The sequence below is a fragment of the Wolbachia endosymbiont (group B) of Philonthus cognatus genome (assembly GCF_947179345.1).
GTDB lineage: Bacteria > Pseudomonadota > Alphaproteobacteria > Rickettsiales > Anaplasmataceae > Wolbachia.
In genome coordinates this window covers 469,751-494,990 of sequence record NZ_CAMXBG010000002.1, presented here as the reverse complement: position 1 = coordinate 494,990, position 25,240 = coordinate 469,751, and the positions used below count along the sequence as shown (strand labels likewise).

At 32.6% G+C, this 25,240-nt stretch carries 18 protein-coding genes; 9 read left to right on the top strand and 9 right to left on the bottom strand.

All coding sequences use genetic code 11. The features are described 5' to 3' along the window. The first annotated feature begins 68 nt into the window (after nt 1-68). Both ONG78_RS04310 and ONG78_RS04305 read left to right on the top strand, forming a co-directional pair. Complete coding sequence (locus ONG78_RS04310; RefSeq protein WP_264377750.1) at nt 69-239, top strand: hypothetical protein; 171 nt, start codon at nt 69-71, stop codon at nt 237-239. Next, a complete protein-coding gene (locus tag ONG78_RS04305; protein WP_264377749.1) occupies nt 170-730 on the top strand; it encodes a hypothetical protein in 561 nt (186 codons plus the stop codon). Before ONG78_RS04310 ends, ONG78_RS04305 begins: the two co-directional genes overlap by 70 nt. A 105-nt stretch (nt 731-835) precedes the next feature. On the opposite strand, the gene nusB is transcribed toward ONG78_RS04305, so the two are convergent. From nusB to yidC, 3 genes are read right to left on the bottom strand one after another with little or no spacing between them, the layout of a single operon-like run. After that, nucleotides 836-1,318 (bottom strand): transcription antitermination factor NusB, encoded by a 483-nt coding sequence (nusB, locus tag ONG78_RS04300; protein ID WP_264377748.1) that lies wholly within the window; start codon nt 1,316-1,318, stop codon nt 836-838. Beyond that, on the bottom strand, nt 1,318-1,746 hold the full coding sequence (locus ONG78_RS04295; protein WP_007302797.1) for a 6,7-dimethyl-8-ribityllumazine synthase: 429 nt from the start codon (nt 1,744-1,746) through the stop codon (nt 1,318-1,320). Before ONG78_RS04295 ends, nusB begins: the two co-directional genes overlap by 1 nt. Then, entirely contained in the window at nt 1,724-3,433 is a 1,710-nt protein-coding gene (gene yidC / locus ONG78_RS04290) for a membrane protein insertase YidC (protein ID WP_264377747.1), read from the bottom strand. The genes ONG78_RS04295 and yidC overlap by 23 nt, the downstream gene beginning before the upstream one ends. A 113-nt stretch (nt 3,434-3,546) precedes the next feature. On the opposite strand from yidC, the gene ONG78_RS04285 reads away from it, so the two are divergent. Next, nucleotides 3,547-4,071, top strand: a complete 525-nt coding sequence (locus tag ONG78_RS04285; RefSeq protein ID WP_010401102.1) for a TIGR02281 family clan AA aspartic protease — start codon at nt 3,547-3,549, stop codon at nt 4,069-4,071. A gap of 5 nt (nt 4,072-4,076) precedes the next feature. On the opposite strand, the gene secF is transcribed toward ONG78_RS04285, so the two are convergent. Then, nucleotides 4,077-4,952, bottom strand: coding sequence for a protein translocase subunit SecF (secF, locus tag ONG78_RS04280; RefSeq protein WP_010401100.1), 876 nt, complete (start codon nt 4,950-4,952; stop codon nt 4,077-4,079). A 157-nt stretch (nt 4,953-5,109) separates the two neighbouring features. Beyond that, nucleotides 5,110-6,492: a chromosomal replication initiator protein DnaA gene (gene dnaA, locus ONG78_RS04275; RefSeq protein WP_012481713.1), complete on the bottom strand. Its 1,383-nt coding sequence runs from the start codon at nt 6,490-6,492 to the stop codon at nt 5,110-5,112. A 326-nt stretch (nt 6,493-6,818) separates the two neighbouring features. Here dnaA and ONG78_RS04270 point away from each other — a divergent pair, with 326 nt between their 5' ends. Next, nucleotides 6,819-7,556 carry a type I glutamate--ammonia ligase gene (locus tag ONG78_RS04270; RefSeq protein WP_264374684.1) on the top strand — a complete coding sequence of 246 codons (738 nt, stop codon included), beginning with the start codon at nt 6,819-6,821 and terminating at the stop codon, nt 7,554-7,556. 3 nt (nt 7,557-7,559) lie between these two features. On the opposite strand, the gene ONG78_RS04265 is transcribed toward ONG78_RS04270, so the two are convergent. Further along, a complete protein-coding gene (locus ONG78_RS04265) occupies nt 7,560-8,150 on the bottom strand; it encodes a hypothetical protein (protein WP_264377746.1) in 591 nt (196 codons plus the stop codon). Between the two features lie 161 nt (nt 8,151-8,311). Here ONG78_RS04265 and ONG78_RS04260 point away from each other — a divergent pair, with 161 nt between their 5' ends. From ONG78_RS04260 to ubiA, 5 genes are all read left to right on the top strand, one after another. Beyond that, nucleotides 8,312-11,386 carry an efflux RND transporter permease subunit gene (locus ONG78_RS04260; RefSeq protein ID WP_264377745.1) on the top strand — a complete coding sequence of 1,025 codons (3,075 nt, stop codon included), beginning with the start codon at nt 8,312-8,314 and terminating at the stop codon, nt 11,384-11,386. Between the two features lie 87 nt (nt 11,387-11,473). Further along, entirely contained in the window at nt 11,474-13,027 is a 1,554-nt protein-coding gene (gene nusA, locus ONG78_RS04255; RefSeq protein ID WP_264377744.1) for a transcription termination factor NusA, read from the top strand. 7 nt (nt 13,028-13,034) lie between these two features. Beyond that, a complete protein-coding gene (gene infB / locus ONG78_RS04250) occupies nt 13,035-15,356 on the top strand; it encodes a translation initiation factor IF-2 (protein ID WP_264374681.1) in 2,322 nt (773 codons plus the stop codon). A gap of 9 nt (nt 15,357-15,365) precedes the next feature. Then, nucleotides 15,366-15,716 carry a ribosome-binding factor A gene (locus tag ONG78_RS04245; RefSeq protein ID WP_264374680.1) on the top strand — a complete coding sequence of 117 codons (351 nt, stop codon included), beginning with the start codon at nt 15,366-15,368 and terminating at the stop codon, nt 15,714-15,716. A gap of 3 nt (nt 15,717-15,719) precedes the next feature. Next, on the top strand, nt 15,720-16,607 hold the full coding sequence (ubiA, locus tag ONG78_RS04240) for a 4-hydroxybenzoate octaprenyltransferase (protein WP_007302787.1): 888 nt from the start codon (nt 15,720-15,722) through the stop codon (nt 16,605-16,607). A gap of 498 nt (nt 16,608-17,105) precedes the next feature. Here ubiA and ONG78_RS04235 read toward each other — a convergent pair whose 3' ends face one another. From ONG78_RS04235 to ONG78_RS04225, 3 genes are all read right to left on the bottom strand, one after another. Further along, nucleotides 17,106-18,599, bottom strand: a complete 1,494-nt coding sequence (locus ONG78_RS04235; protein WP_264377743.1) for an ankyrin repeat domain-containing protein — start codon at nt 18,597-18,599, stop codon at nt 17,106-17,108. A gap of 477 nt (nt 18,600-19,076) precedes the next feature. Then, entirely contained in the window at nt 19,077-21,182 is a 2,106-nt protein-coding gene (locus tag ONG78_RS04230; RefSeq protein ID WP_264377742.1) for an ankyrin repeat domain-containing protein, read from the bottom strand. 297 nt (nt 21,183-21,479) lie between these two features. After that, nucleotides 21,480-24,905 (bottom strand): ankyrin repeat domain-containing protein, encoded by a 3,426-nt coding sequence (locus tag ONG78_RS04225; protein WP_264377741.1) that lies wholly within the window; start codon nt 24,903-24,905, stop codon nt 21,480-21,482. Nucleotides 24,906-25,240: the final 335 nt, after the last annotated feature.

Below are 25,240 nucleotides of genomic sequence, written 5' to 3'. Positions count from 1 at the left end.
TAAGTTAACTGTATTGATTTTTTTATATATAATATTAATATATTATTAACTTATTTTAAGAGGAAATTATGTCAATTTTAAAAACCCACCGTCATAAAACAAACATTGCAATTGTAGCGTTTACTTCTCTGTATGTTATAGGCACAGCAGTAGCACTTTCAACACCGTATTGGGTGTCTTCAACTTCGATTTTAGCGCAGCGCCAATTGCAGTTTTTGCAGCTACACCACTTGGAATAAGTGTTTTAGCATTTGCTGCTGTTGCACTGGCTAGTTTAGCAATATATTCCATCATCAAAAACAATGAAATATCTGAGCTTAAAGCTCCAAGAATTGTTATTGGTAGCTCTCAAAGATATCCGATGTTGCAAGTAACAGATAAAGATTATAGATTTATTGAAGAGAACTATAAGAACAAAAATGGTGAATATACAATAGATTTTACTAACTTAAAAGGTGAAGTATTTCAAGCGGAGAGTAATGGTCAAATTAAATACAATAATAATTCTGATCCGATCTTGCTTGGCAACACTAAACTCCTTGCTGTATGTAAGCTATACAAGAAGAATAGTCATGGTTCAATTCAAGATATAAATCGTGGAGAGAATTTAGAAATGTCAGTTTTAGGCGCTGAAGAAAATGATGCTAAAGAACTAATCATTAGATTTGCGCCAAGCTCAATTGTTAAAGCACCAGAAACTGAACAAGGGAACAACGGAATAAATAAATAATTAAGCGAAATAAAAATGGTAGACTAAGTCTACCGTTTTTTTAATGTCAGTTACTCAAATTCACTATGGGAATTCCCTTAACTTTTATATAGTTGTGAGAAGCTGCTAAGGATTTTTATTTAATTTAACTGCATCTTTTGCCTTATCCAATAACCCATTAATAAAACCAATTTCGCTTGGTTTATCAAGTAAATCAGATGCAATATTAGTATACTCATTGATAACAACTGGAACTGGTGTATCGCAATTAATCAACTCACATATTGCAACACGCAAAATAGATAAGCTTATAAGATTTAACCGTGAAAGGGACCAGCTTGGGTGTAAGTAAGACTCTATTATTTTATCATATTCTTCACTGCTTTTTATAACCTTATATAACAAGTTTTCTAAGAACTGATGTTCAAATTCTTCACATTCAAATATATCTTTCAACTTACTTATGTAGTCCTTAAGCTCACAATTTTCCAGTTTAAAGGTGCTTTTGTTGTAACCTACGAAAATATTTGAATAAGCAATTTGTACAGCAAGAAATCTTGCCGTACTTCTTTTTATACGCCACTTTTTATCTACTGGTTTTTCCTCCATTATTTTAATTTATTGTGTAGATCTATCATATGCAAAACAGTTGAGGCTGCATGGCCACCAACGTTCTTTTTATTTTTGTCAGCTCTAATTAGTGCTTTATCTTTACTATCTGCTGTGATTATTCCCATACCAAGAGGTATTGCATGATGCATAACAATTGCATTTAAGCCTTCGATTACTCCTTTACAAACGTATTTATAATGATCAGTTTCACCACGAATTACACATCCAAGAGCTAAATAACCATCATAATTAGTATTCTTGCCTTTGACCGCAAAAAGAATTGCAGCTGGTATCTCAAACGTACCAGGCGCTTTAATTATCTCGTAACCAATATTATTTCCTTTGAATTTATCAGTTGCACCCTCAAGCAAAAGGTTTGCTATTTCAGTATAATAAACTGAATTAACTATTAGTATTTTCGACATTCATTCCTACTTTTCTTGTTAAAAGCAACTTTATTAATGATTGTTGAACCAGAGTTATAATATTACTAAATATCCAATATATTACCAGGCCGGCAGGAAAAGAAGAAAAAATAAAGACAGAAATGTAAGGTAAAAACTTCATAACATTTACTTGAATATCATCTTTACTGGTTTGATCTTTCTCACTTAGCTTCTGCTGAATTATCATGGTAGCGCCGAAAATTATAGGTAAAATGCCTATAGAAATAGGAAAGTTATAATTAAACAACCCAAATAATGTAAAAATGTTTGTTGGATCAGAAGCTGAAAGATCCTTAATCCATAAATAAAAAGGGGCGTGTCTCATCTCTATAGTAACAAATAATACTTTATACAGAGCAAAAAATACTGGTATTTGTATGAGCATAGGGAAAATGCTCGACATTGGATTTACATTGTTTCTCTTGAACAACGCTATTGTCTCTTTATGCTGCTTTAAGCTGTCACTTTTATACAACTCTTTTATACGAGTTAATTCAGGCTGAAGGCTTTTTACCTTAAACATTGAAATATATGATCTATTAGACAAGGGAAGCATCAAAAGTTTGATTACTAAAGTTAGCAATAATATTGCTAAGCCAAAATTTTTCAAAACAAAGTTAAAATATTCAAGCAGTAAAAACACTGGCTTGGTTATAAAATAAAGTACACCAAAATCTACAGCCTTATCAAATAAAGGTATATTAAGAGTGTCTTTATAAGAATCAAGTAAATTCAATTTCTTTGCCCCAGCAAAAAAGTAGTTCAGAGTAGAAACACTTGCACCAGGGAGTATGTGTTTGTAAGGTTTAACAAAATCTACTTGAAACTTATCAACGTTATTAACATTCGTATGCTTAATACTTACATTTATTTGATCAGATTTCTCAGGTATGATGGCTGTAAGCCAGTATTTATCAGCAAAACCAAACCAATTTTTTTCACTCGTGCTTGCCTTTATTAAACGCTTCTTAGAAATATCCTTATATGTCCACTCCTCTAGCTTATTGTTAAATGCACCTAGTACTCCTTCATGTGATATCCAATAGGATTCGTTAATATTATCACGTTTACGATTGATTTTACCATAGGGAACCAAAACTACATTATCTTTTGTATTGTTTTCAATAATTTGCTCAACTTTAAACATGTAGTTATCGTCAAGGCTAATTTTCATTCTAAATAAAATGCCATTTTCATTATCCCAAAATAAATTGACCTCTTTTTGATTGAGTTTATCTGCTTGCCATACTGTTTTAGAATCTGGAACTTTAATCTTTTCATTCGGATCGAGCCACCCAAATTCTGCGAAATATACATCTTTTGATTCTGCAGGTGACAGTAACACCACTTGTGGAGAAGAAGAACTCGGTTCTAAGTGGTAGTTAGTTAAGATTAAGTCATCAAACCTTGCACCTTTTAGAGAAATTGATCCTTCAAGCATGTTATTGGTTAAATTAACTCTCTGTTCTCTAGTAGAATTAATAATTTCAGAACGATTTTGGTATATCATAGGAGCAAGGTCGTTAGAAGATTCGATATGTTCAATATTTTCAATCGATGGTTGGCTTTGACTCGTGTTAAGAAAATTATCATAAATAATATGCCATAATACTATAATCAATATAGAAAGAATTGTTGCTAAAATTAAATTTTTTGCTTCTGACATGAAATTAAATCGAACATACCTCCTTAAAGTATATATTAAATATTGTACTAAAACAATAAAGTTTACTTGTTTTTAATAATAGCTTTTAACGCTAATCTTAAAAATCTACTCTTATGGCTTCAAATTTTAATAATATGAATGCAGCAAAAAATCTAGTTATTTGGCTACTGATAATAGTCATTACTGCAATGTTTATTGATTCACAAGGGGATAAACTAAGCAATAGGTTTCTGAGCACTTTTCTACCGTACAAAGGAAGGGTTCAAAATGGCGGAAGTATTGAATTTACAAAGTCATACGATGGACACTTTTATATTCAAGCTCAAGTCAATGATCGTAATATAACGTTTTTGCTTGATACCGGAGCAACTGATATTGTTCTATCGCAAAAAGATGCGTTACATGCTGGTATTAACTTACAAAACATTCAAGACTTTAAAATATATGAAACTGCAAAAGGTCAAATAAAAGCTGGAGTGGTTCAAATACCTCAAGTTAAAATAGGAAATTTTTTAATTAATGATGTGCACGCTAGTGTTAATACTCACTCTATGTCCCATTCATTACTTGGTATGAGCTTTTTGAGATATTTTCATTTCACTATTAGGGATAACAAGCTAATATTATATCGTAGTTAAACGTTCTATACTCTACTTATCAACGCTCTGCAGGTCAATATAGGAGCAGAGATAAATATTGCGGAACAGGTGCCGATTGCAATGCCAAAAGAAATGATTAAGCAGAAGTCTCTGACCACACCTGTACAAATCAGCACTAAAGGAAGAGCGGCAAGAAGAGTAGTACCTGAAGTTAACATAGTGCGAAATAGCGTCGAATTAATGCTGGCATCAACTACTTCACCTATTTTTGCATTTTTTCCACTTTTTTGATACTCTCGAATCCGATCATATATAACCACTGAGTTATTGATTGAGTAGCCAATTACGGTAAGGAGAGCTGCAACTGATGAAATATTAAACTCAATACTCGTTAAACTGATAAAGCCAAGAGTTAAAATCACATCATGGATCAGTGCCATTATTCCACCAAGTCCACACTGCCAGTTAAATCTAAGCCAAACATAAAAAAATATTCCAATAATTGCAATTAACATGGCTGATATCCCTTCAAATATCTGCGTTGAGCCTATTTGTGGACCAACATAATCTATTTTGCGATAAGTTACTAAATTACCTAATTTGCTCTCTAATATACTTTTAACCTTTTTAATTTTATCTTCATCTCCCTCATCTTTAAACCGCACAACTAAGTTATCACCAGCTTTTGAACTCTGTATCGTAAATCCACTCTCTTTTAATATACCGAGAATAGCATCATCCTTGCTTGAAGATTTTATCTCTATCAAAATTCCACCTGTAAAGTCTATACCCAAATTCATTCCTCGCAGCATAAAAGTAAGCATTGAAAAAATGATAAGAATAACGCTAACAAGTGCTGTCAAATTTCTATATTTACTAAATTTTATATCAAGATTATCTGGAATAAGTCTAATTGCCATATTTACTACTTAAATTGTGATTTTATATACTTTTTAAGCAATCGACTAGCTATTTTCTCTTAGCTTATACTAATAATGATCTTTGATTTACTTAATCTACTTGAAAAAGATATTTGATCAAAAAAATGAAAACAGCCTGGTTGTCATTAATAAAGTGCTACTTAAACATCTTTTTTAATCGATTGATTTCATCAGCAAATTTTGGGTCAGTTCTTATGAAATTTTCCACTTGTTTGACTGCGTGTATAACAGTAGCATGATCTCTACCACCAAAATTTCTTCCAATATCTGGTAAACTTTTTTGCGTAAACTTCTTTGCGAAATACATAGCTATTTGTCTCGGCCTCGCAAGACTGCGGAGCCTTCTATTAGATTGCATATCTGCAATCTTTATATTGAAAAATTCAGCTATTTTTTTCTGTATTTCTTCTATTGTGATTGACCTATGATTTGACCTAAGAAGATCAATTAGGGTCTCACTAGCTGATTCTACTGTCATGCTTCTTCCAATTAAAGAGGTATGAGCAACCTTATTTAATGCTCCTTCTAGTTCTCTTATATTGGATTTTATATTCCTTGCCAAAAATTCTAGGACATCCTTTGGAACATACATATTCATTCGTTCCACTTTCGCCTGCAATATACCAAGTCTTAATTCAAAAGTTGTTTCATTAATATCTGCAACTAATCCCCAACCAAGTCGTGATTTTATTCTTTCTTCTACTCCATCAAGATCACTAGGAGACCTATCAGCTGATATAACCAATTGTTTATTTTGGTCTATCAATGCATTGAAAGTGTGAAAAAATTCTTCTTGTGTACTATCTTTACCACTGATAAATTGCACATCATCTACCATCAATACATCTACTGATCTAAATTGCTCTTTAAATAACATAATATCTTTGCTCCGCAGCGCCGTAATATATTGATACATAAATTTCTCTGCTGATAAATATACCACTTTTCTTTTTGCTGACGGAGAATTGACTATGTCCCAAGCTATAGCATGCATTAAATGTGTTTTACCAAGTCCCACTCCACCATATAGAAATAAAGGGTTGCTTCCTGATATTGGATCTATAGATTCCGCTACACGCTTTGCCGCTGTAAATGCTAACTCATTTGACTTTCCTACCACAAAATTATCAAAAGTGAATCTGGTATCTAGTGGTGAACCAAGATTATGATTATTTTCCTCTCTATTTTTTAGTATCGTATTAGAATTTGAATTTCTTTCTTCAATTAATTGAATATCAATAGAACATACACTTTGATCTTCGCTTTGCCATAATGACAATATTTTTTCCATGTAGTGAACTGTAATCCACTCCTTTATAAATCTTGTTGGTACAGACAACAAAACTTCTCCATTTCTGTTGCTGATAAATCTTAGTGAACTCAGCCAGCTGTTATATGTTGCTTCTCCATAGAGATTATGGAGATAATTTTGGATTTTTTCCCAAGTAACATTGTGGTCCGTTACTGTAATAATCTGATCAAAAAACATAGTAGAAACCTTAGGGTTAGTTAAGTTCATATACCACACCAAGAAAGAACAATAATCAGAAAGATGCAAGATAATCAATAGCTTACTGTAAGATAAAAAGCTAACACTACTTAATACATATCTAAAATTATGAGGATTTTTTGACGAGTTGTAAAGAGTATAAAAGCACTAAAATTGATCATTTTTTTGAAATAAAAACAATCAATTTGTAAATGTCGCTTGTACCGAGGATTAGAAGTATGTTATTAAAAAATAGTAATATATTATGTATAAATAAGATATTAAATTTACTGATAAATAAGTAAAGTACTTGTATAAATATAGCTGATTTAGTATAAATTTATTGAAGTAAATTTGTGATTATATTAAGTAATTTGAGTCATAATACTGTATTCGGTATTGAACTGGAGTTTTACACTGAGGGAATAAAAAAAGAATATTTATTTCTGAATAGCATCAAAAATAAAATAGCTTCTCTTGGATTTTTTTGCGAGAAAGAGAGTTCTTTAAACCAATACGAGATAAAAAGTGATTGTTATACGAGTCCTGATAATTTAATTATGCATTTTGAGTTAGTAAAAAAATTACTGATTGGAACAGCACAAGAGTTCGATGGTAATGTTTCTTTTAAAGCAAAACCTTATTTGGATAGAGCAGGCAGCGCACTAAATGTACATGTTAGCCTCATGGATTCAAATAATAATAACTTATTTTATGGCAATAAGCAAAAATATAGTGACCACCTGATTCACAGCATAGGTGGATTATGTGCAATGATGAAAAAACATATGTTGTTTTTTGCTCCAAATGATGATTCATATTTAAGATTTCAGTACCCAGATATTCATACTCCAACTACGATTAGTTGGGGAGTGAATAACAGAACTGCTGCGATAAGAATTCCCTATTTTGGCAACGATTCCAAAAGATGCCGCCTAGAGCACCGTGTTCCTGGAGCAGATTGCAACCTTGAAAAGGTGCTTGCAGCAATAGTTGAAGGCATGGCTTTCGGTATAGAGAACAAAATCATTCCACCAAGTAGAGTCTACGGCATTGCATCTGATTCTCAATACAAGATGGAGAGTTTGATATAAACTCTAACCACGTTGTTTAACAATATCTTCCATAGTTAGCCGCTCTGGTACTATCATTGGATAATTATTTACAGAAGTTCTCAGAGCATTAACCTCTTTGATTTCTCGGTAATATCCATCCATATGCATAGGAGGGGGTAGCATTAAATCCATATAATTCGTTGCGCATTTAGTCTGACTTGTATCATCAGCCCCAGCAAGTGAGTTACCGTCAAGGTCCATATGTTCAGGTAGTCCACTTTTCATTTCTTCTTCTGCTCTTTTATTTTTTAATTCTTCTTCTAACTCAGTTTCAGTTCTTTCTGGTGCTTTTACGGTATCTTTTTCTTCACCTTCATCAACACTGCTATACCCTTCATCTTCTGAAACTTTATCTCCTGAAACACCAGTAATTTCAGCAGGCTGTTCTTTTTTAGTTCTTATTTTATGAATCAGCAAAAGTAATAAGTAAGTAACTGCAGCAGCAGTAACTATAATGGCTATTTTTGCAGCAATGTGAATCACTGTCAAAAATACTAAGGTTGATGAAAGCCCAATCAACCCAGATACGATCACTTTATTCTTGCCTTCTGTCACACTTAAAACTGCTACCATAATAATCCCTCAAATACCATACTAAAGTCATATTATATAGAAATTTTCTTACGCTTGCAAAACTGTAAAAATTTTAATCATTTACATAAAGACATATAAGGATTAATTAATATATAATTTATCTTAGCTATAATATGATATAAATACGTATAATGTTTGGCATGAAAAGCTTACTTGTAGAGAGGAATAGAACAGTAATATTATTGCTTATCGTGATTTTTACCTTCGGCTCATACACTTATATAAAGATGCCAAGAGAAAGCAATCCTGATATACAGATTCCTATAATTAGTGTATTTGTCGGGTTTCCTGGTATTTCTGTCGAGGATAGTGAAAAGCTATTAGTGCTTCCTATAGAAAATGAACTAAGATCCATCGAAGGTGTAAAAGAATTGAGAGCTTTTGCAACTAATGATGGTGCTCACATGATACTCGAATTTAGAACAGAGTATGATAATAAAGAAGTGCTCGATAATGTCCGTTCAAAGCTTTTAAACATAAAATCAAAATTACCTATTGAAGCAGAATCTCCAATAATCAATGAAATAAACTTGAGCTTATTTCCGATACTAAACGTTGGCTTGATTGGTAATTTGCCGGAAAGAACTTTAACTGAAATAGCACGCAAACTAAAGAAAGAAATAGAATCTCTGCCAAATGTTCTTAAAGTTGAAGTAGCAGGTATGCGTAAAGAAACAGTGGAAGTTATAATTGAGCCCACAGTTCTAACAAAATATAACATTCAATCAAATGAGATATTTCAAGCTATATCAAACAACAACAGATTGGTAGGAGCCGGATCACTAGAAAATGATACCGGTAAATATTCGATTAAAATATCAGGGTTATTAAAAGACATAGAAGATATTATGAATATTCCTATTAGATCTCAAAGTGATGCAGTTTTGAGAATCAAAGATATAGCAAAAGTATACCTTGGGTTTGAGGATCACCAAGGATTTGCTCGTATTAATGGACTACCTAGCATTGTACTAGAAATTTCAAAACGTAATGGAAAAAACATAATAGACACGGTAAATCAAGTAAAATACTTAATAGACAAAGCAAAAGATCAATTACCTGAAAATTTAAAAGTAGTTTATTTGAATGACCAGTCAAAAAATGTACGTGATGTGCTTGACGACTTGGAAAATGGTATAATATTTGCCGTATTACTAATATTAACCATAATAATGCTCTTTATGGGAACAAGGGCTGCTATTCTTGTTGCACTATCAATACCTGGCTCCTTTCTAATAGGAATAATGGCTCTTTACCTCATGGGTATTACTCTAAATATAGTTGTGCTCTTCAGTTTAATTATGGCAGTTGGCATGCTGGTTGATGATGCAATTGTAATCAGCGAATATGCTGATAGAAAGATGATTTGTGGCATGGATAAAGTAGAAGCCTTTTGCACCTCAGTTCATGATATGTTCTATCCAGTTTTATCATCAACATTGACTAAATTAGCAGTGTTTTTCCCTCTGTTACTCTGGCCCGATACAGTCGGTAAATTTATGCAGTACATACCAATTACAATAATTCTAACTTTAACTGGATCGCTAATTATGGCTTTGGTTTTTATACCAACACTTGGTGCAATATTTGGTAAACCTTCCATAACTTCAAAAAAAGAAATAATAAGAATGAGTGCTATAGAAAGTGGTGAGATAAAAAATACTGGGCTTATAATAAGAACTTATGTACGTATGTTAGAGAAAGTCTTAGATCACCCCAAAAAATTTGTATGTGTTGTTGTGTTTGTTTTATTTTTGTCTAGTATATTATATTTTACTTTTGGTCCTGGATTAAAGTTCTTTCCGAATGTAGATTCAGATAACATTTTAATCAGCGTTAAAGTAAAAGAAAGCTTATCAGCCAAAGAACGAGATTTGATACTTAAGAAAGTAGAAGAACGTATTTTGGGTGTTGAAAAGGAAATTTATGTTTTTTATGCTCGATCAGGAAAATTTTCAGACAACGTTATTGCCAAAATTCAATTGGAACTTGTAGATTGGCGCTGCAGGCGCAAAGCTACGCAAATACTAAATGATATAAGGAGTAGTGTACAAAACATAAAAGGAGTAATAATTGATGTACAGGAACAAAAGTCAGGACCATCAGCTGACAAGCCAATACAAATTAACTTAAGCGGAAGTGCATCCAACTTGAATTCAGTAGCAGAGAAAATCCTAAAAATTATGGACCAACCTTCATCTGGATTTATAAATATTCAAGATAGTAGATCAGCACCTGAAATAGAGTGGAATATGAGTATTGATAAGAGTAAGGCTACAAGCTCTGGAGTAAGTGTTGCAACCATCGGTGATTTTATAAAGATGGTTACAAATGGAGTATTAATTGGAAAATATAGACCAAATAACGCAGATGAAGAAATTGATATTGTACTACGCTTTCCCAGAAAGAATCGCAACATGAAAACTATAGATAACCTTTTTATTAATACAGCAAATGGACCATATTCTATGAGTAGCATAGTGAAATACGTTCCCGAAAAAAAGGCAAATAAACTAAGTAGGATTGATGGATCACGCACAGTAACAATCTCTGCTGACGTTGATACTGGCTATCTTGTTGATGAAAGAGTTAAGTTCATTCAAAATTCGATTACTCAAGACTGTAGTAAAGGAGTAAAGATTGATTTCAAAGGTGATAAGGAAGATCAACAAAAATCAGGAGCATTTTTATTAAAGGCTTTTATATTAGCAATTACATTGATGATATTGGTGCTAGTGGCACAGTTTAACAACATATACTATACATTTATCGTAATGACAGCAGTGTTTTTATCAACGACATGTGTATTTTTCATTTTCTTTCTTATTCAGAAAGTTTTTGTAGTTGTCATGTGTGGAGTGGGGATAATTGCTTTAGCAGGAATTATAGTGAATAATAATATACTATTGCTTGATGCCTTTCATCAGCAAATTAAGGTGCGCAAAAATAACATTAAGCAATGTATAATAAACGCTTCAATTTCTCGCATCAGGCCAATACTACTTACCGTTGCAACTACAGTTCTTGGTTTAATACCGATGATTACTAGGTTAAATATCAGTTTTTTTACGCTACAAATCACATATGATGCTCCATCAAGCCAGTGGTGGGTTGATATTTCAGCAACCATAGCAAGTGGAATATTGGCTGCAACGGTCTTAACTTTACTCTTTACTCCGGCATTGCTTATCATACAAAGACATGAAAAAACTTGACTTAAATTAGCAATCATTTAACATTTAAGATAGCGTTCTTTACCTGTTGAAGCTATAATTATAACTAATTAAATTGGATTTATTTATATGATTGCTAATCGTAAAAGCAGTGTTAAGCAGAAAAGCAACAAGAATAACATAGTTGGAAGCCTTGATGTAATAAAAACAGCGGGAGAGCTCTCACTTCAAAAAGGTTTGGATTTTAATATTATAATAAATGCACTTAAAAGTGCTATCGAAGCAGTAGCTCAACAAAAGTATGGTAGCAAAAGTAAAATTGTAGTTAATATAGATAGAAACACAGGCAAAGTTACCTCATATAGACAACTAAAAGTCATTAATGATGAATCAAATGAAAATGAGTGTGACTTAATTAAGTTGACACAAGCTAAGTTAATAAAAGAAGATGCAAAAGTTGGAGATACTATTAGTGAGTTGATTTCTCTTAACACTGATCTTGTTTCAGCAAGAATTGCCCAGCAAAAGATTTCTGAAATAATCAAAAATGAAGAGTTAAAAAAGCAATATGAGGAATTTAAAGATAAGGTAGGAGAAATGAGGTATGGCATCGTTAAACAAGTAGAATATTCAGATCTTATTATAGACATAAACGGAATTGGAGCATACCTCCCTTTACGAAACTTAATTGGTGGTGAGTCATTTCGTGAAGGCGATAAGGTTAAAGCTTACATACAGGCTGTTAAGCGCTCTGACGATGGACGTCAAATCATTCTTTCTAGGGCTCATGAAGGCTTTTTAGAGGCATTGTTGAATCAAGAAGTACCAGAAGTTGCTGACGGATTGATAACAATTAAAGGTATAGCTAGAGACGCTGGTTCAAGATCTAAAGTTGCTGTTTTTTCATCTGATAAGAATATCGATCCAGTAGGTGCTTGCGTTGGAGTTAAAGGAGATAGAATAAAAACTATTATACACGAATTAAACGGTGAAAAAATCGACGTCATACATTACTCATCAGATTTGGGTCAATTTGTTATTAAAGCCATTACTCCTGCAGAAGTATCAAAGGTCATTATTGACGAAAATGAAAATTGTATAGAGTTAATAGTTGCTGAAGATCAATTGAGTTTAGCTATAGGAAAAAAGGGTCAGAATGTAAGATTAGCTTCAGAGCTTGTTGGATGGAAAATTGAGATATTAAGCACTCAGCAAGAATCAGAAAGAAGAAATAAAGAATTTAGTCAATGTTCAGTTTTATTTGCTGAAGCTTTAAACTTAGAAGAGATTATGGGCCAATTATTGGTAACAGAAGGTTTTTCAAGTGTAGAAGATATATCTAACACTTCAATTAAGGAACTTGCTTCAATAGAGGGCTTCAATGAAGATATTGCAAATGAACTTCATAATAGAGCAAATAATTACCTGAAAGCAGAGAATGATAGAAAAATAGAAGAGCTAAAAAATTTAGGTATGGAAGACGATGTAATCAACTTAGCCTTATCAATAGATAATAAAATTGCTCTTAGTAAACATAATATTAAAACTTTAGAGGACATAGCAGATTTATCAAATTATGAGTTTTGTAGCATACTCTCTTCCTCAACTAATAATAAAGACAATCTAAAAGATACAGCAGATTTAATAATCATAGAAGCACGTAAAAAGCTTGGATTAATATAAAAACAATATGAATAATGAAGATATCAGTAATAAAAAATTAACCCTACAAGGCTTAAGCAAGCTTAAATTAGACATTAATTTAAACTCTTTAGATAGTCAAAGTACTGGTACTACAATAGTAAAAAAAAGAAGAAAAATTCATTCTGCAGAAGAATATAGTTTATTTGACGAGAGTAAATTAGGCTCTTTAACTGAAAAAGAACAAATTTCCCGCATTAATGCTGTACAGAATGCTACTTTGCTGAAAGAAAGGAATCAGAGAGAACAAGAAGAGAAAATAAAAAAAGAAGAAAGCAATCAAGAAGCTGAAGATAAAAATGAATCACACTCTGTACCTAAAGAAATAAATAAGGAAGTTTTAAGTAATACTAACTCAGTTGAACAAAAAGAAGATAGTATTGAATATGAGAACAATGATAAAAAGTCTTTTAAAGCTAGCAAAGATATATACTCTAAGCATTCTAAGCTAGTAATTACACAGGCAATAGATGAAAGAAATGAACACCTCCCTGTATTTAAGCAAAAATTTGGTATAAGAAGTAAACAATCAAAGTTTACTAAGGGTAAAAATATAGCAAGAGAAGTTATTATACCAGACAAAATAACTATCAGGGAGTTATCTATTCGTATGGCAGAAGATAGCAAGAGTGTGCTAAAAATGCTCAAAGAAGAAGTTGGGGAGAGCTATAGAGTAGATGATCTAGTAGATCCAGATATAGCATGCGAAATAGCAAAAAAATTTAATCATACGGCTAAACGAGTAAGTGATGCTGATAAAGAAAAGAATTTACTCTTCATAAGCAACAGAGAAAACTTACCTAAAAGACCAAAACCACCTATCGTTACTTTTATGGGACATGTGGATCATGGTAAAACATCATTGCTTGATGCATTTCGTGAATCCAATGTTGCAGAAAAAGAGTCAGGTGGCATCACTCAACATATAGGTGCTTATCAATTAACGACAAAAAATAAGCAAAAAATTACTTTCATTGATACACCAGGGCATGAGGCGTTTACTGCAATGCGTGCACGTGGTGCCAATATTACTAATATAGTTGTGATAGTAGTTGCAGCTGATGATGGAATCATGAAACAAACAGTTGAAGCAATAAACCATGCAAAAGCAGCAAATGTCTCTATTATAGTTGCCATTAATAAAATTGATAAATCACAACCTGGCGATGTAGAAAGAATAATTAATAGTTTGCCTCAGTATGACCTCATCCCCGAAGAACTTGGTGGTGATGTTATAATTGTGCCAGTATCAGCAAAAAAGAAAATCAACTTAGATAAACTAGAAGAGGCAATTTTATTAATTGCTGAATTAATGACGCTAGAAGGAATAGAGGATTGTCGAGCACTTGGATGGGTAATAGAGTCCAAAATAGATAAAGCTAAAGGAATATCAGCTACATTAATAGTTGAAGAAGGAACATTAAAGATTGGTGACATATTGATAGTTGGTACAACATACAGCAAAGTACGCAGTATGATTAATCACCTTGGTCAAAGAGAAAAAGCGTCACTACCTTCTACTCCAGTTGAAGTTACTGGTTTAAATGGTGTACCAAATGCTGGAGATAAATTTGTTGTTGTAAACTCTGAAAGGCAGGCTCGTGAAATTGTTGAATACAGGTTAGAATTAATCAAGAAAAAGCAAGAAGATTTAGACGACAGTAATTTAGATATATTCAGTCGTAATGATAGTGAAACAGAAGAACTATCTGTAGTTTTAAAGTGCGATGTCACTGGTTCTATTGAAGCAATATCAAGCTCAATTGATAAGCTTGGTAAAGAGCAAGTGAAATTAAATATTCTACACAAAGCAGTAGGAGGAGTAACAGATTCAGATGTGCTGCTTGCAGAAGCATCAAGCGCAGTAATTTTAGCTTTTAATGTAAAAGTGGATTCAAAAATAAGAGAATTAGCAAAACAAAAAGGTATAGAAATACATACTTACAATATAATATATGAGCTTATTGAAGACATGAGGATGTATCTAACTAAAATGTTAAAGCCTGTTACACGAGAGGTTCGTGTTGGTTCTGCATCTGTAAGGCAAATATTTAATGCATCCAAAGCCGGTAATATAATCGGATGTTATGTCACTGATGGAGTTATAAAAAAAGATTCTTTAATTAAGGTAGTACGTGGCAGCAAATTGGTGCATGAAGGAAAGTTAAAAGCACTACGTAGATTTAAAGATGATGTTAAAGAAGTGGGTGTAAATTTTGAATGCGGAATATCGCTAGAGGGTAATATCGATATTAAAGTTGGAGACATTTTGGAAGCTTATCAATTAGTGCAAGAAGAAAGGACGTTATAGTAGTTGAATATGAAAAAGGAAATTAGAAACCTAAAAGTAGCATCGGTATTACATAGGGCAATATCAAAAGTCTTAATGGAAAGTAATGTGCTTAATGAAAAAGTAGTAGTATCTGATGTAAAGCTAAGCAAAGATTTGAAGAAAGCAGATGTATATATTGTGTTATCTTCATTGAACATCCAAAATGATAATGATGATATCAGCACTGTTGTTAATGAAATGAACCAATCTGCATGGTCAATACGTAAATCTATATTGTGTTATGTTGATTTGCGATTTATACCTGAGTTAGTTTTTAAGCCTGATTTAGCATTCGATAATTTTGTCAATGTAAGCAAAATATTACATAATCACACTTAATTAATGTATTTCAACCATTATTTCTCATTAATGAGAATACACAGTTTAACAGGTTTATGGCTTGTGCTATTTTCTAGCTTAAGCGGCATTCTTTTAGCCTCAACTTCTCTATCGTATCAGGCTCTTTTTCTCCTTGTTTTGTTTACTATAGGTGCATTTTTAATGAGACCCGCAGGGTGCATAATCAATGATATCTTCGATAGAGAAATAGATGCACATGTTGAACGAACAAAATATAGGCCACTTGCAAGTGGTGCATTAAACATAAAGCAGGCTTTGGCTTTACTTTCACTGTTACTGTCTATTGCCCTGGTAATCTTATTATTAACCAATAAAACTACTCTTATACTTGGAATAATTTCAATGTGCATGATAGTTATCTATCCCTTGCTAAAGCGTTACGTTTGGTGGCCACAATTGTTTTTAGGGTTTACTTTCAACATGGGATCACTCATGGGTTCAGCAGCAATAACAAACCAGATTAGCATAGAATCCTTGCTATTTTATATAGGATGCGTCTTTTGGACGCTTAGTTATGATACTATATACGCTCATCAAGATAAAAAAGATGATGAGAAATTAGGAATGAAATCTACTGCATTATATTTTGGCAATACAACAAAATCTTGGTTGAAAAGATTTTATTTAATATCCTTAATGGCATGGTTGTACGCTGGTATACTATCATCATTAAATAACATCTTTTATATTGCTTTACTTGCCATAGGATTCATATTTCACCACCAACACAAAAATTTCAATCCAGACGATTCTAATCAATGCATGTCCATATTTAAAAATAATTCCCAGATAGGACTCCTGCTCTTTTTCGGTATCCTTTTAGATAGAATTCTAAATTCTACTTTTGTATCCGTTCAGATGCATGGCTAATGTGTAAATATCGAAGCAAAAATGTTGTCATTCCAGTGTCAAGTACTGGGATGACAGAGAAAGCATCATATTGAAATGACACCATTTATTTCTATGGCTGTCTTTTCTATCTTATTTTGTCACCCTGCTGAACGGATTCTACTTTTTAGAACATATCTTGAAAGGAAATCAGGAAGATAATATGATAGGATCAGTAAAAAATATATCCAGGTGATGTAAGTGACAAAGAATGGAAATTTCTTGAGCCAAGAGTTGCACAAGGTGTGGCCAAGAAAGCACAAAATAAGCAATTATTAATGTTATACAATACATAATGAAAGGTATTTGCCAGTAGAGCAAAAGATTTTCCTCTATGGAAGACAGTGTATGATTATTTTTTTAGGTGGCGTAATAGTCACACATTGCTTGAATGCATACAAAACAAAGGCTGGTGTGCCCATTGATGTTATAAGATCAAATTACCGACCTTTTACTAGATGAAATCAAAAAGCTAAGGAATTAAGCCTTACCTTGATTTATTAAACCTCTATCCTGAATTAAATGACCTTGAACAGAAGTATTACTTAAATAACTTTGAGGCTCTAAGTTTATTTGCTGTTCTTCAACTTCTAATGTACTATCTCTATTGTGTAATATCTGCTCTATTGATTGATTTACTATTAAATCTAGTTCCTTATTAAATACAACCATAAATTTGTTAAACTTCTTTGGACTTAACTTACCTGTTTCTCTATCGTGGCATGCTTGCTCTACATATGAGTTTAAAACTCCTGAAATGTCATTAAACTTACCACCCGTGATTTTTGCAGTAACCTCTTTCTGCATTTCTACACAATCAATATTTAACCGATGCATTGATATCCCAATTTTTAATGCAGCTTGCTCTACTACTTTCTCAAATTCCTCTATAATATTTAATGCATAGCCCTGTGCTTCTAATGGTGATATAGACTGAACTACTGTGGAAATATAATTCTGACCTGTGATTTTCCTTATAAATACATCTAATAAAAGAAGTATACCGTTGTTATCAATACCTTGAACTGTAATAGCTTGAGAAGGTTCCATACTTATAGCTGCCTTAAAAGGAGAAGAAACAAACTGAAAAATACCTTTAATAGTATCTACCGTAGTGTAAGCAAAAATATTGATAAATGAAGATGGCTTACTTGTTCCGCTTGTAACTCCTATTTTATCAGGACCTATCTTATCATTTTGCAACGAATTTTCATCTTCTTGTGCAATACTGAGGCGATTATGGACACGTGTTGATAGGGAGCTGCTTTCTTCTTGCAAGTTAAGATGTTGGGTGATTTCTTCATTTCTTCTTATTCTTTCTTCTAGAAGGTTTCGTATTTCTAAGCTGTTTTCTTCATTAAGCGTATTTGCTACGGCTAAAGCTCCTCTAGCATCAACATAATCACTTTTATCAAGAATGAGCTTAACTACACCCAAATTGCCACGAGCAGCTGCAGTATGCAAAGGTGTCCAACCATTCTCATCTTTAGCGTTAACATTAGCACGCTTATTTATAAAAAGACCAGCTACTTGTAAATTATCATGAAGAGCAGCCCAGTGCAGAGGAGTAGCGCCATCATTGTTCTTAGCATTAACATTGGCTCCTTTCTCTATAAGCTTTTCTGCTGTACCTAAGCAACCATTAAAAAAAGCAGCATAGTGCAGAGGGACATTGTCATATTTATTCTTCTCATTAACATTAGCCCCTTTCTCTATAAGCTTTTCTACTATACTGACATTCTGATTAAGAGCAGCCCAGTGCAGAGGAGTAGCGCCATGATTATTCTTAGCATTAATATCAGCTCCTCTCTCTATAAGCTTTTCTACTACCTGTAATTTATCTGCAAGAACAGCTAAATGTAGAGGAGTATTGCCTCTATTGTCCCTGGCATTAACATCATCCCCTTTATTGATAAGATCCGCAACTTGATTAGCATCTCCACTACGTACAGCAGCAAATAATTCATTAATCATTTAACCCTCGATAAAAACCACTCAATTTCAAAGTAAGAAAAAAATCTTTTTCTGAATAAAACAGCTACCTCATAATATAAAGAAAAATATTTTCACTATCATATTTATTATACATAAAAAATTAATAGCTCAATATACTTTTCATAAAATACTCCATCTCTAAAACTTGTCAATCCCTATTTAGAAGTTTTTTTGATAATCTTTAATGAAAGTTCTTAACGAATTAATACTGACTTAATAGTATATATTACTAAAAATTTAAATAAAACAACCATTCCCAACAACTAAAACCGGCTAGTGAGAGAAGAGTTCGTTTTGGGATGGATTGGTCTGTTGCTGGAACTCAAGAACTGCTGCAAAAGGAAAGCCCCAGTTTTCATAGTAATTATGATATTAAAAAATCACGTTTAAAAATACTTTATACAAGTGAGAAACACCTCTTTTTGTTTTTGCAGCAGGTTTCCATGCATCCCTCCTTTAATTAAGAGACTGACTAGCTCCTTGAGTTTGTTCAGTGTTTGGGTGATGAAGATTGCTGTTTACACCCTCGTTTCCAATTGTCTCTACAAACGCCTGTAATTTTAGTTTAGGAGCGTACCTCTTTTCAACATTAAAGTCTACAAAGTAAAATAGTGTATTATTTCGGACTCCTACTCTTTCTTCTTTAAAGTCATTTTTGTGCACCTCAAAAAATCTCTCCATGCCAAAGAATTTCGCCTTTTGAAAATCATATCTATAATGTGTTGATAGAAAATCCACCAATGGTTTATTATTGTGCAGGAAAATTTCTTTTTTTACTTCATCAGCCTTATTAATTAAAATATGTGCATATTCTGGATATAGCTTTTTTAAATTCTCTTCATTATCAAATTCATTACGTACGTTTTCATTTTGCTCCCATATGCCAGCCATTTTATTAACGTCATTTTCCCTCAAAAAGTCATATAGTGACTTATTTCTTTCTTTAATCTTTTTAACTTCTTCTTCACAATTTTTAAGATGCTGTAAATAATTGTTATACCTCTCGGTTGAAGTGGTTATAAATTCATTTTTCTTTTGTAAATTTTCCTCACTTACATATAAGCCAGCAACTTCTAGTCTTGCTATGTGATTTAGTATAACCTCACAAATATCTGTAAAGCCTATTTCAGTAGCCCGATGCAAAGGAGTTTTTTTATTCTTATCTTTTGCATTAATATCTGCTCCTAAGTCTATTAGAACTTTTACTATCTCTGTATAACCCTTTACAGCAGCTATATGCAAAGGAGTTCGTTCATCCTCATCTTTTGCATTAATATCTGCTCCAGCTTCTATTAGAACTTTTACTGCCTTTGTAGAGGAATGTTCAGCAGCAGCATGCAAAGGAGTTCGTTCATTCTTATCTTTTGCATTAATATCTGCTCCAGCTTCTATTAGAACTTTTGTTGTCTCACTTTCATCTCGAAATGCAGCTATATGCAAAGGAGTCCATCTCGTTTTGTCTACTGCATTCGCATTAGCTTCAGCTTCTATTAGAACTTTTACTATCTCTGTATAACCCTTTACAGCAGCTATATGCAAAGGAGTTCGTTCATTCTTATCTTTTGCATTAATATCTGCTCCAGCTTCTATTAGAACTTTTACTGCCTTTGTAGAGGAATGTTCAGCAGCAGCATGCAAAGGAGTTCGTTCATTCTTATCTTTTGCATTAATATATGCTCCAGCTTCTATTAGAACTTTTTTTGTCTCACTTTCATCTCGAAATGCATCCATATGCAAAGGAGTTCGTTCATTCTTATCTTTTGCATTAATATCTGCTCCTAAGTCTATTAGAACTTTTACTGCCTTTGTAGAGGAATATTCAGCAGCAGTATGCAAAGGAGTTCGTTCATTCTTATCTTTTGCATTAATATATGCTCCAGCTTCTATTAGAACTTTTGTTGTCTCACTTTCATCTCGAAATGCAGCTATATGCAAAGGAGTCCATCTCGTTTTGTCTACTGCATTCACATTAGCTTCAGCTTCTATTAGAACTTTTACTATCTCTGTATAACCCTTTACAGCAGCTATATGCAAAGGAGTTTGTTCATCCTTATCTTTTGCATTAATATCTGCTCCAGCTTCTATTAGAACTTTTACTGCCTTTGTAGAGGAATGTTCAGCAGCAGCATGCAAAGGAGTTCGTTCATTCTTATCTTTTGCATTAATATCTGCTCCAGCTTCTATTAGAACTTTTTTTGTCTCACTTTCATCTCGAAATGCATCCATATGCAAAGGAGTTCGTTCATCCTCATCTTTTGCATTAATATATGCTCCAGCTTCTATTAGAACTTTTACTGCCTTTGTAGAGGAATATTCAGCAGCAGTATGCAAAGGAGTTCGTTTACTCTGATCTGTTACATTAATATATGCTCCAGCTTCTATTAGAACTTTTGTTCTCTCACTTTCATCTCGAAATGCAGCTATATGCAAAGGAGTTCGTTCATACTTATCTTTTGCATTAATATCTGCTCCAGCTTTTATCAATCTCACAATTTCCTTCATATTTAGTGTTCTAACAGCATCCAAAAGTTCTGTTGATTTCGTTTCTTCTAGTTGTGGCATAAATTACCTCTAAAATGATTAATATTTAGTATAAATATATTAATAATAAATGTCAATAAGTTTGCTTGACTTTTCTTTACTATTCCTAAATAAATTATTACTAATTTAGTATATCTTTTTGTTAAGAATTTAAACGATATATCTACTTTCAGCAGCCAAAATCAAGGGCTGTGAGAAGTGTTTTCTTTGGAATCGTATGGTCTACCACTTGTTCTACGCGAATTTATATCAATTTATTACTTTATTTCTCTGTTTTTTTGAAATTCCCCTCATAAAATTAAATAGCTTACTGTAAAATTATAGTCTTAAGTCCTTGTTTGCAGGTTGTACAGAGACGCTGTTAAATGAAGATATAGGTGACCTATGAGTTAAGTTAACCGTGCTTTTATCTTCAAATTGCAATGCTTCACTTATATTTTCTAATTTTCTTTTTTTAGGTAGTGTATGTTCATCAAATGTCTCTAGGTTTCTTTTATGTGATTGTGTTTTTAAGTATGGAGCTGAGTACACAGTAGATTGAGGTTGATAGCAACAAATACTACTTGGGTAATAATTGTTAGTATAATGGTACAAATCATCGTTGAGTTCAAGTTTCACATTAGCTCCTTGTTCTAAAGAAAAAAGGGACCTAGCGCTGTCGTAGCAATGAAACTTAACATCGTAGTTCTGAGAAATATTATTACTAATATCCTCTAGATTCGTATTAACGTTATTCATTACAAGGTAGCGAACAGTGCTTGAGTGACCATATACATCAGCAAGGTACAAAGGAGTCATATGATCTTCATTCTGTAAATTTATATCAGCCCCATGCTCTACGAGGTAGCGAACAATTCCTAGGTAACCATACATAGCAGCAAAATGCAAAGGAGTCATACCATTCTTATCCTGTAGATCTACTGTAGCCCCGTACGCTAAAAGGTACTCAGAAATCTCTAAGGAACTATGTTCAACAGCATAGTGCAAATAACCTTTACCTTCTCCGTCCTTTAAATTTATATAAATCTTTTTTTCCTCTATAAAGTATCTAACGACCTCTAAGCAATTATTTTCAATAGCATAGTATAAAACAGTACTATCAAACTGAAAATATTCGTTATCAATAAAATACCTAACTATTTCTAGTCGATTATGGAGAGCAGCACAGTCTAAAAGGGTAAGGCTCGGGTCATCATTTACCTTAAAATCAGCCCCTTTTCCTATAAAGTATTTAACTAACGCTAAGTGACCATATATAACAGCATATTCTAAAGGAGTAGATCCATCTTTATCACCGATATTAACAATTTTACTTAATTTACTTAGATCTACATTCTCGAATATAAGCTTAATAACTTCTTCATTATCATCTATGGCCAGAAAATGTAAGATATTCATTCCATAATAATCAGATTCAATAAATTCATTAACTAACTTTTTATATTCACTTGCATAATTCCAAATGGATATGATATGGCTTACATTTTTACAGTTATTATTCATCAATGATGTCATTATTTTTCTTAAAAATTCTTCTTCTCTTTTTTCTTTTCTTTGCTCTAACCTTATAATTTTTTGTACTTCTTGATGAATTTTTGCTATCCCTTTCTCTAATCCAATCAATGAGAACTGATTAAGTAGATCAAGTGCATCCAAAACCCTTTGTTGATTTTCTTTTGATTCCCCCTTGAAAAAAATTTCTTTTGTATTAATTTGATTAGGGTCCAGGTAAGCCATGAATACTAAAATAACATACGCTTGCTGCCCAACATTTTTTTCTTCTTTTATTTTATCAATGTTAATCTTCAAAGCTTTAAAAGATTTTTTATTAACAACTTGTGTCTCCAAAAAATCAGGTTTTGATTGCTGAGCTACTCTATATTCCTCCAGATATTCTCTAATACTAAGACCTTTTTGTTTAATGCATGATGTTGCTGCTTTCAAATCTAATGGAAAACAATTAAACTCTTCTATTAACTCTGATATAGATTTACCTTGTGATTCATCTTCCCCTAAGGCTTTTCGAGTAAATTCCTCGGCTTCTTCTTTTTTTAAATTACCCAACTTTATTTCTTCTATATCTTCTATTTCTTCTTTCCAATTCTTGTTAGGAGAAGTAATTAAAACGTAAGGTTTTTCTCTATTAGAAAAAACAGGGAAGCTGGATGGTAAAAAACTCTCAATCTCCTTATAACTACTAGCATCATCGAAAACAAACAAACTTTTTGTGTCTTGAAGATACTCATATACATCCTCGACAATAGATTTAATGTTTCTCTCTCTCCTTTGCTCACTTTTTCTAGAAACCCCTAACCTTTCAGCCAACCCATGAAATGAATTTGAAAGATTGGTACATGACGAGGCATCTATCCACATAATCCTTGCCCAAGTAGCCTTACGCCTTTCACTAAACCCATAGCCTCTAGCAAGTTCGCTTTTTCCTATTCCAGACTTCCCACTAATTAAGACTACTCGTGACATTTTTACTTCTTGACTACTACTATGTAACCTTAGGTTCAAATTTTTTACCACCTCTTTTCTTTCAATGAAATTTTCTGGTGTCTTGCCAAAACTATAGGAAAATTGACGCCTATCTTCATCTTGCTTTCTAAGATGTTCTTTTACATCTTCTATATCTTTCCTTTTCACAGGATCTTGTTCATTAATCTCCTTTAATATAAAACGAGCTAATTCTTCTTTTTTTTCATCATTTAAAATATACACATATCTTTCTATGGGTACTTCACTAGATACATACTTTTGTTTTACCTCCTCCCACTTTCTTAACTCCCATTCAAAGGGAAGCCGATAGCCGTATTTTTCAGCACAGTTATATTCCTCTAGATTATGTTCCTCAGAATTATATTGATAATAATTAACAGTTTCATCTTCTTCTTTTTTCTTTATTCCTACCCATTCATACAATTCTGAGGTTACTAAACTTTCACCACTTTGCTCATCTTTTACTTCATATCCAGGACGCGTAAAATATCCTTTCTTTTTTGACTTACCTAGAACAACACCTTGTGTTATAAGATCAACAGAAAAGTCTTGTTCCTCAGAAGTTAAAAGGTAATTCATTGTTCTATGTACAGCATCTATTGCTAACTTCTTAACTTTCCTATGATAAAAAGAGGGATTGATATCTACAACTTTTATGAATGGTACCTCAAACCTGTGAAAAATTTCTAAGCCAGCTTTTACTAAAATCTCTCTCATTTCAGCTTTGTAGCAAGGCGTAGTTATTGTAAAAATATTTTTCGCTCCTTTCTTATGCCGTTTTCCTGTAACACAATGATTGATACTCTCATTAACTTTAACACTAAATAATTTTAGTGGACTTGCTGGAATAGTATTATTCAAAAAAGAACTAAAGCTGGCTGAAGCTTTGCTTATTTTTTGTATATTTGAATCTGGTTCTGCCTCCTCAAAATATTTAGATAATTTTTCCTCGAATTCTTTAACAAAAGTCTTAACAAAAAAAGTTGCTTTTTTCACTATTTCATCACTTGTAATGCTTATACAGCTAAACATTTCTTCATCATCAGTCGATGTACTACTGCTGCCTATAGATGAAGATCTTGTTACTCTAGGGCTCTCTTGACTTCGTCCACGCTGAAGTTCTTCACTAGATGATCTATCTTCATGATTAAGACCTCCTTTTGCTCCTATTGTTGACTCATCATCTACATAATCCATTTGATTATCTATTACTTGTCCCTTTGTATTTTCTTTACCTAACATAAAGCCCCCTATATTTTAATATTCATATTTTGATTGTTTTGTCGTAAACCTCTTTTCTGAAGATTGGTTTCAACATTTGATTCTTATGCAGTTGTACCAAAGCAATTTACTGTAGAAAGTTTATAGTAACCCTAAGTAACTTTAATTGCTGAGTAACAGTGTGTTTTTCTTTTTATTTCTTACTAAACTAGATATATGCCTAAAAAAGCTAGTATTGCTTTCCGAATGACATACATAATACAGTGCATCTAACACCATACCCCACATATTGATTACATTAAATTGTACTATAGCTAAAAAGATTTAGCAGAGCAAGGACTTTTTTGCATATTCTA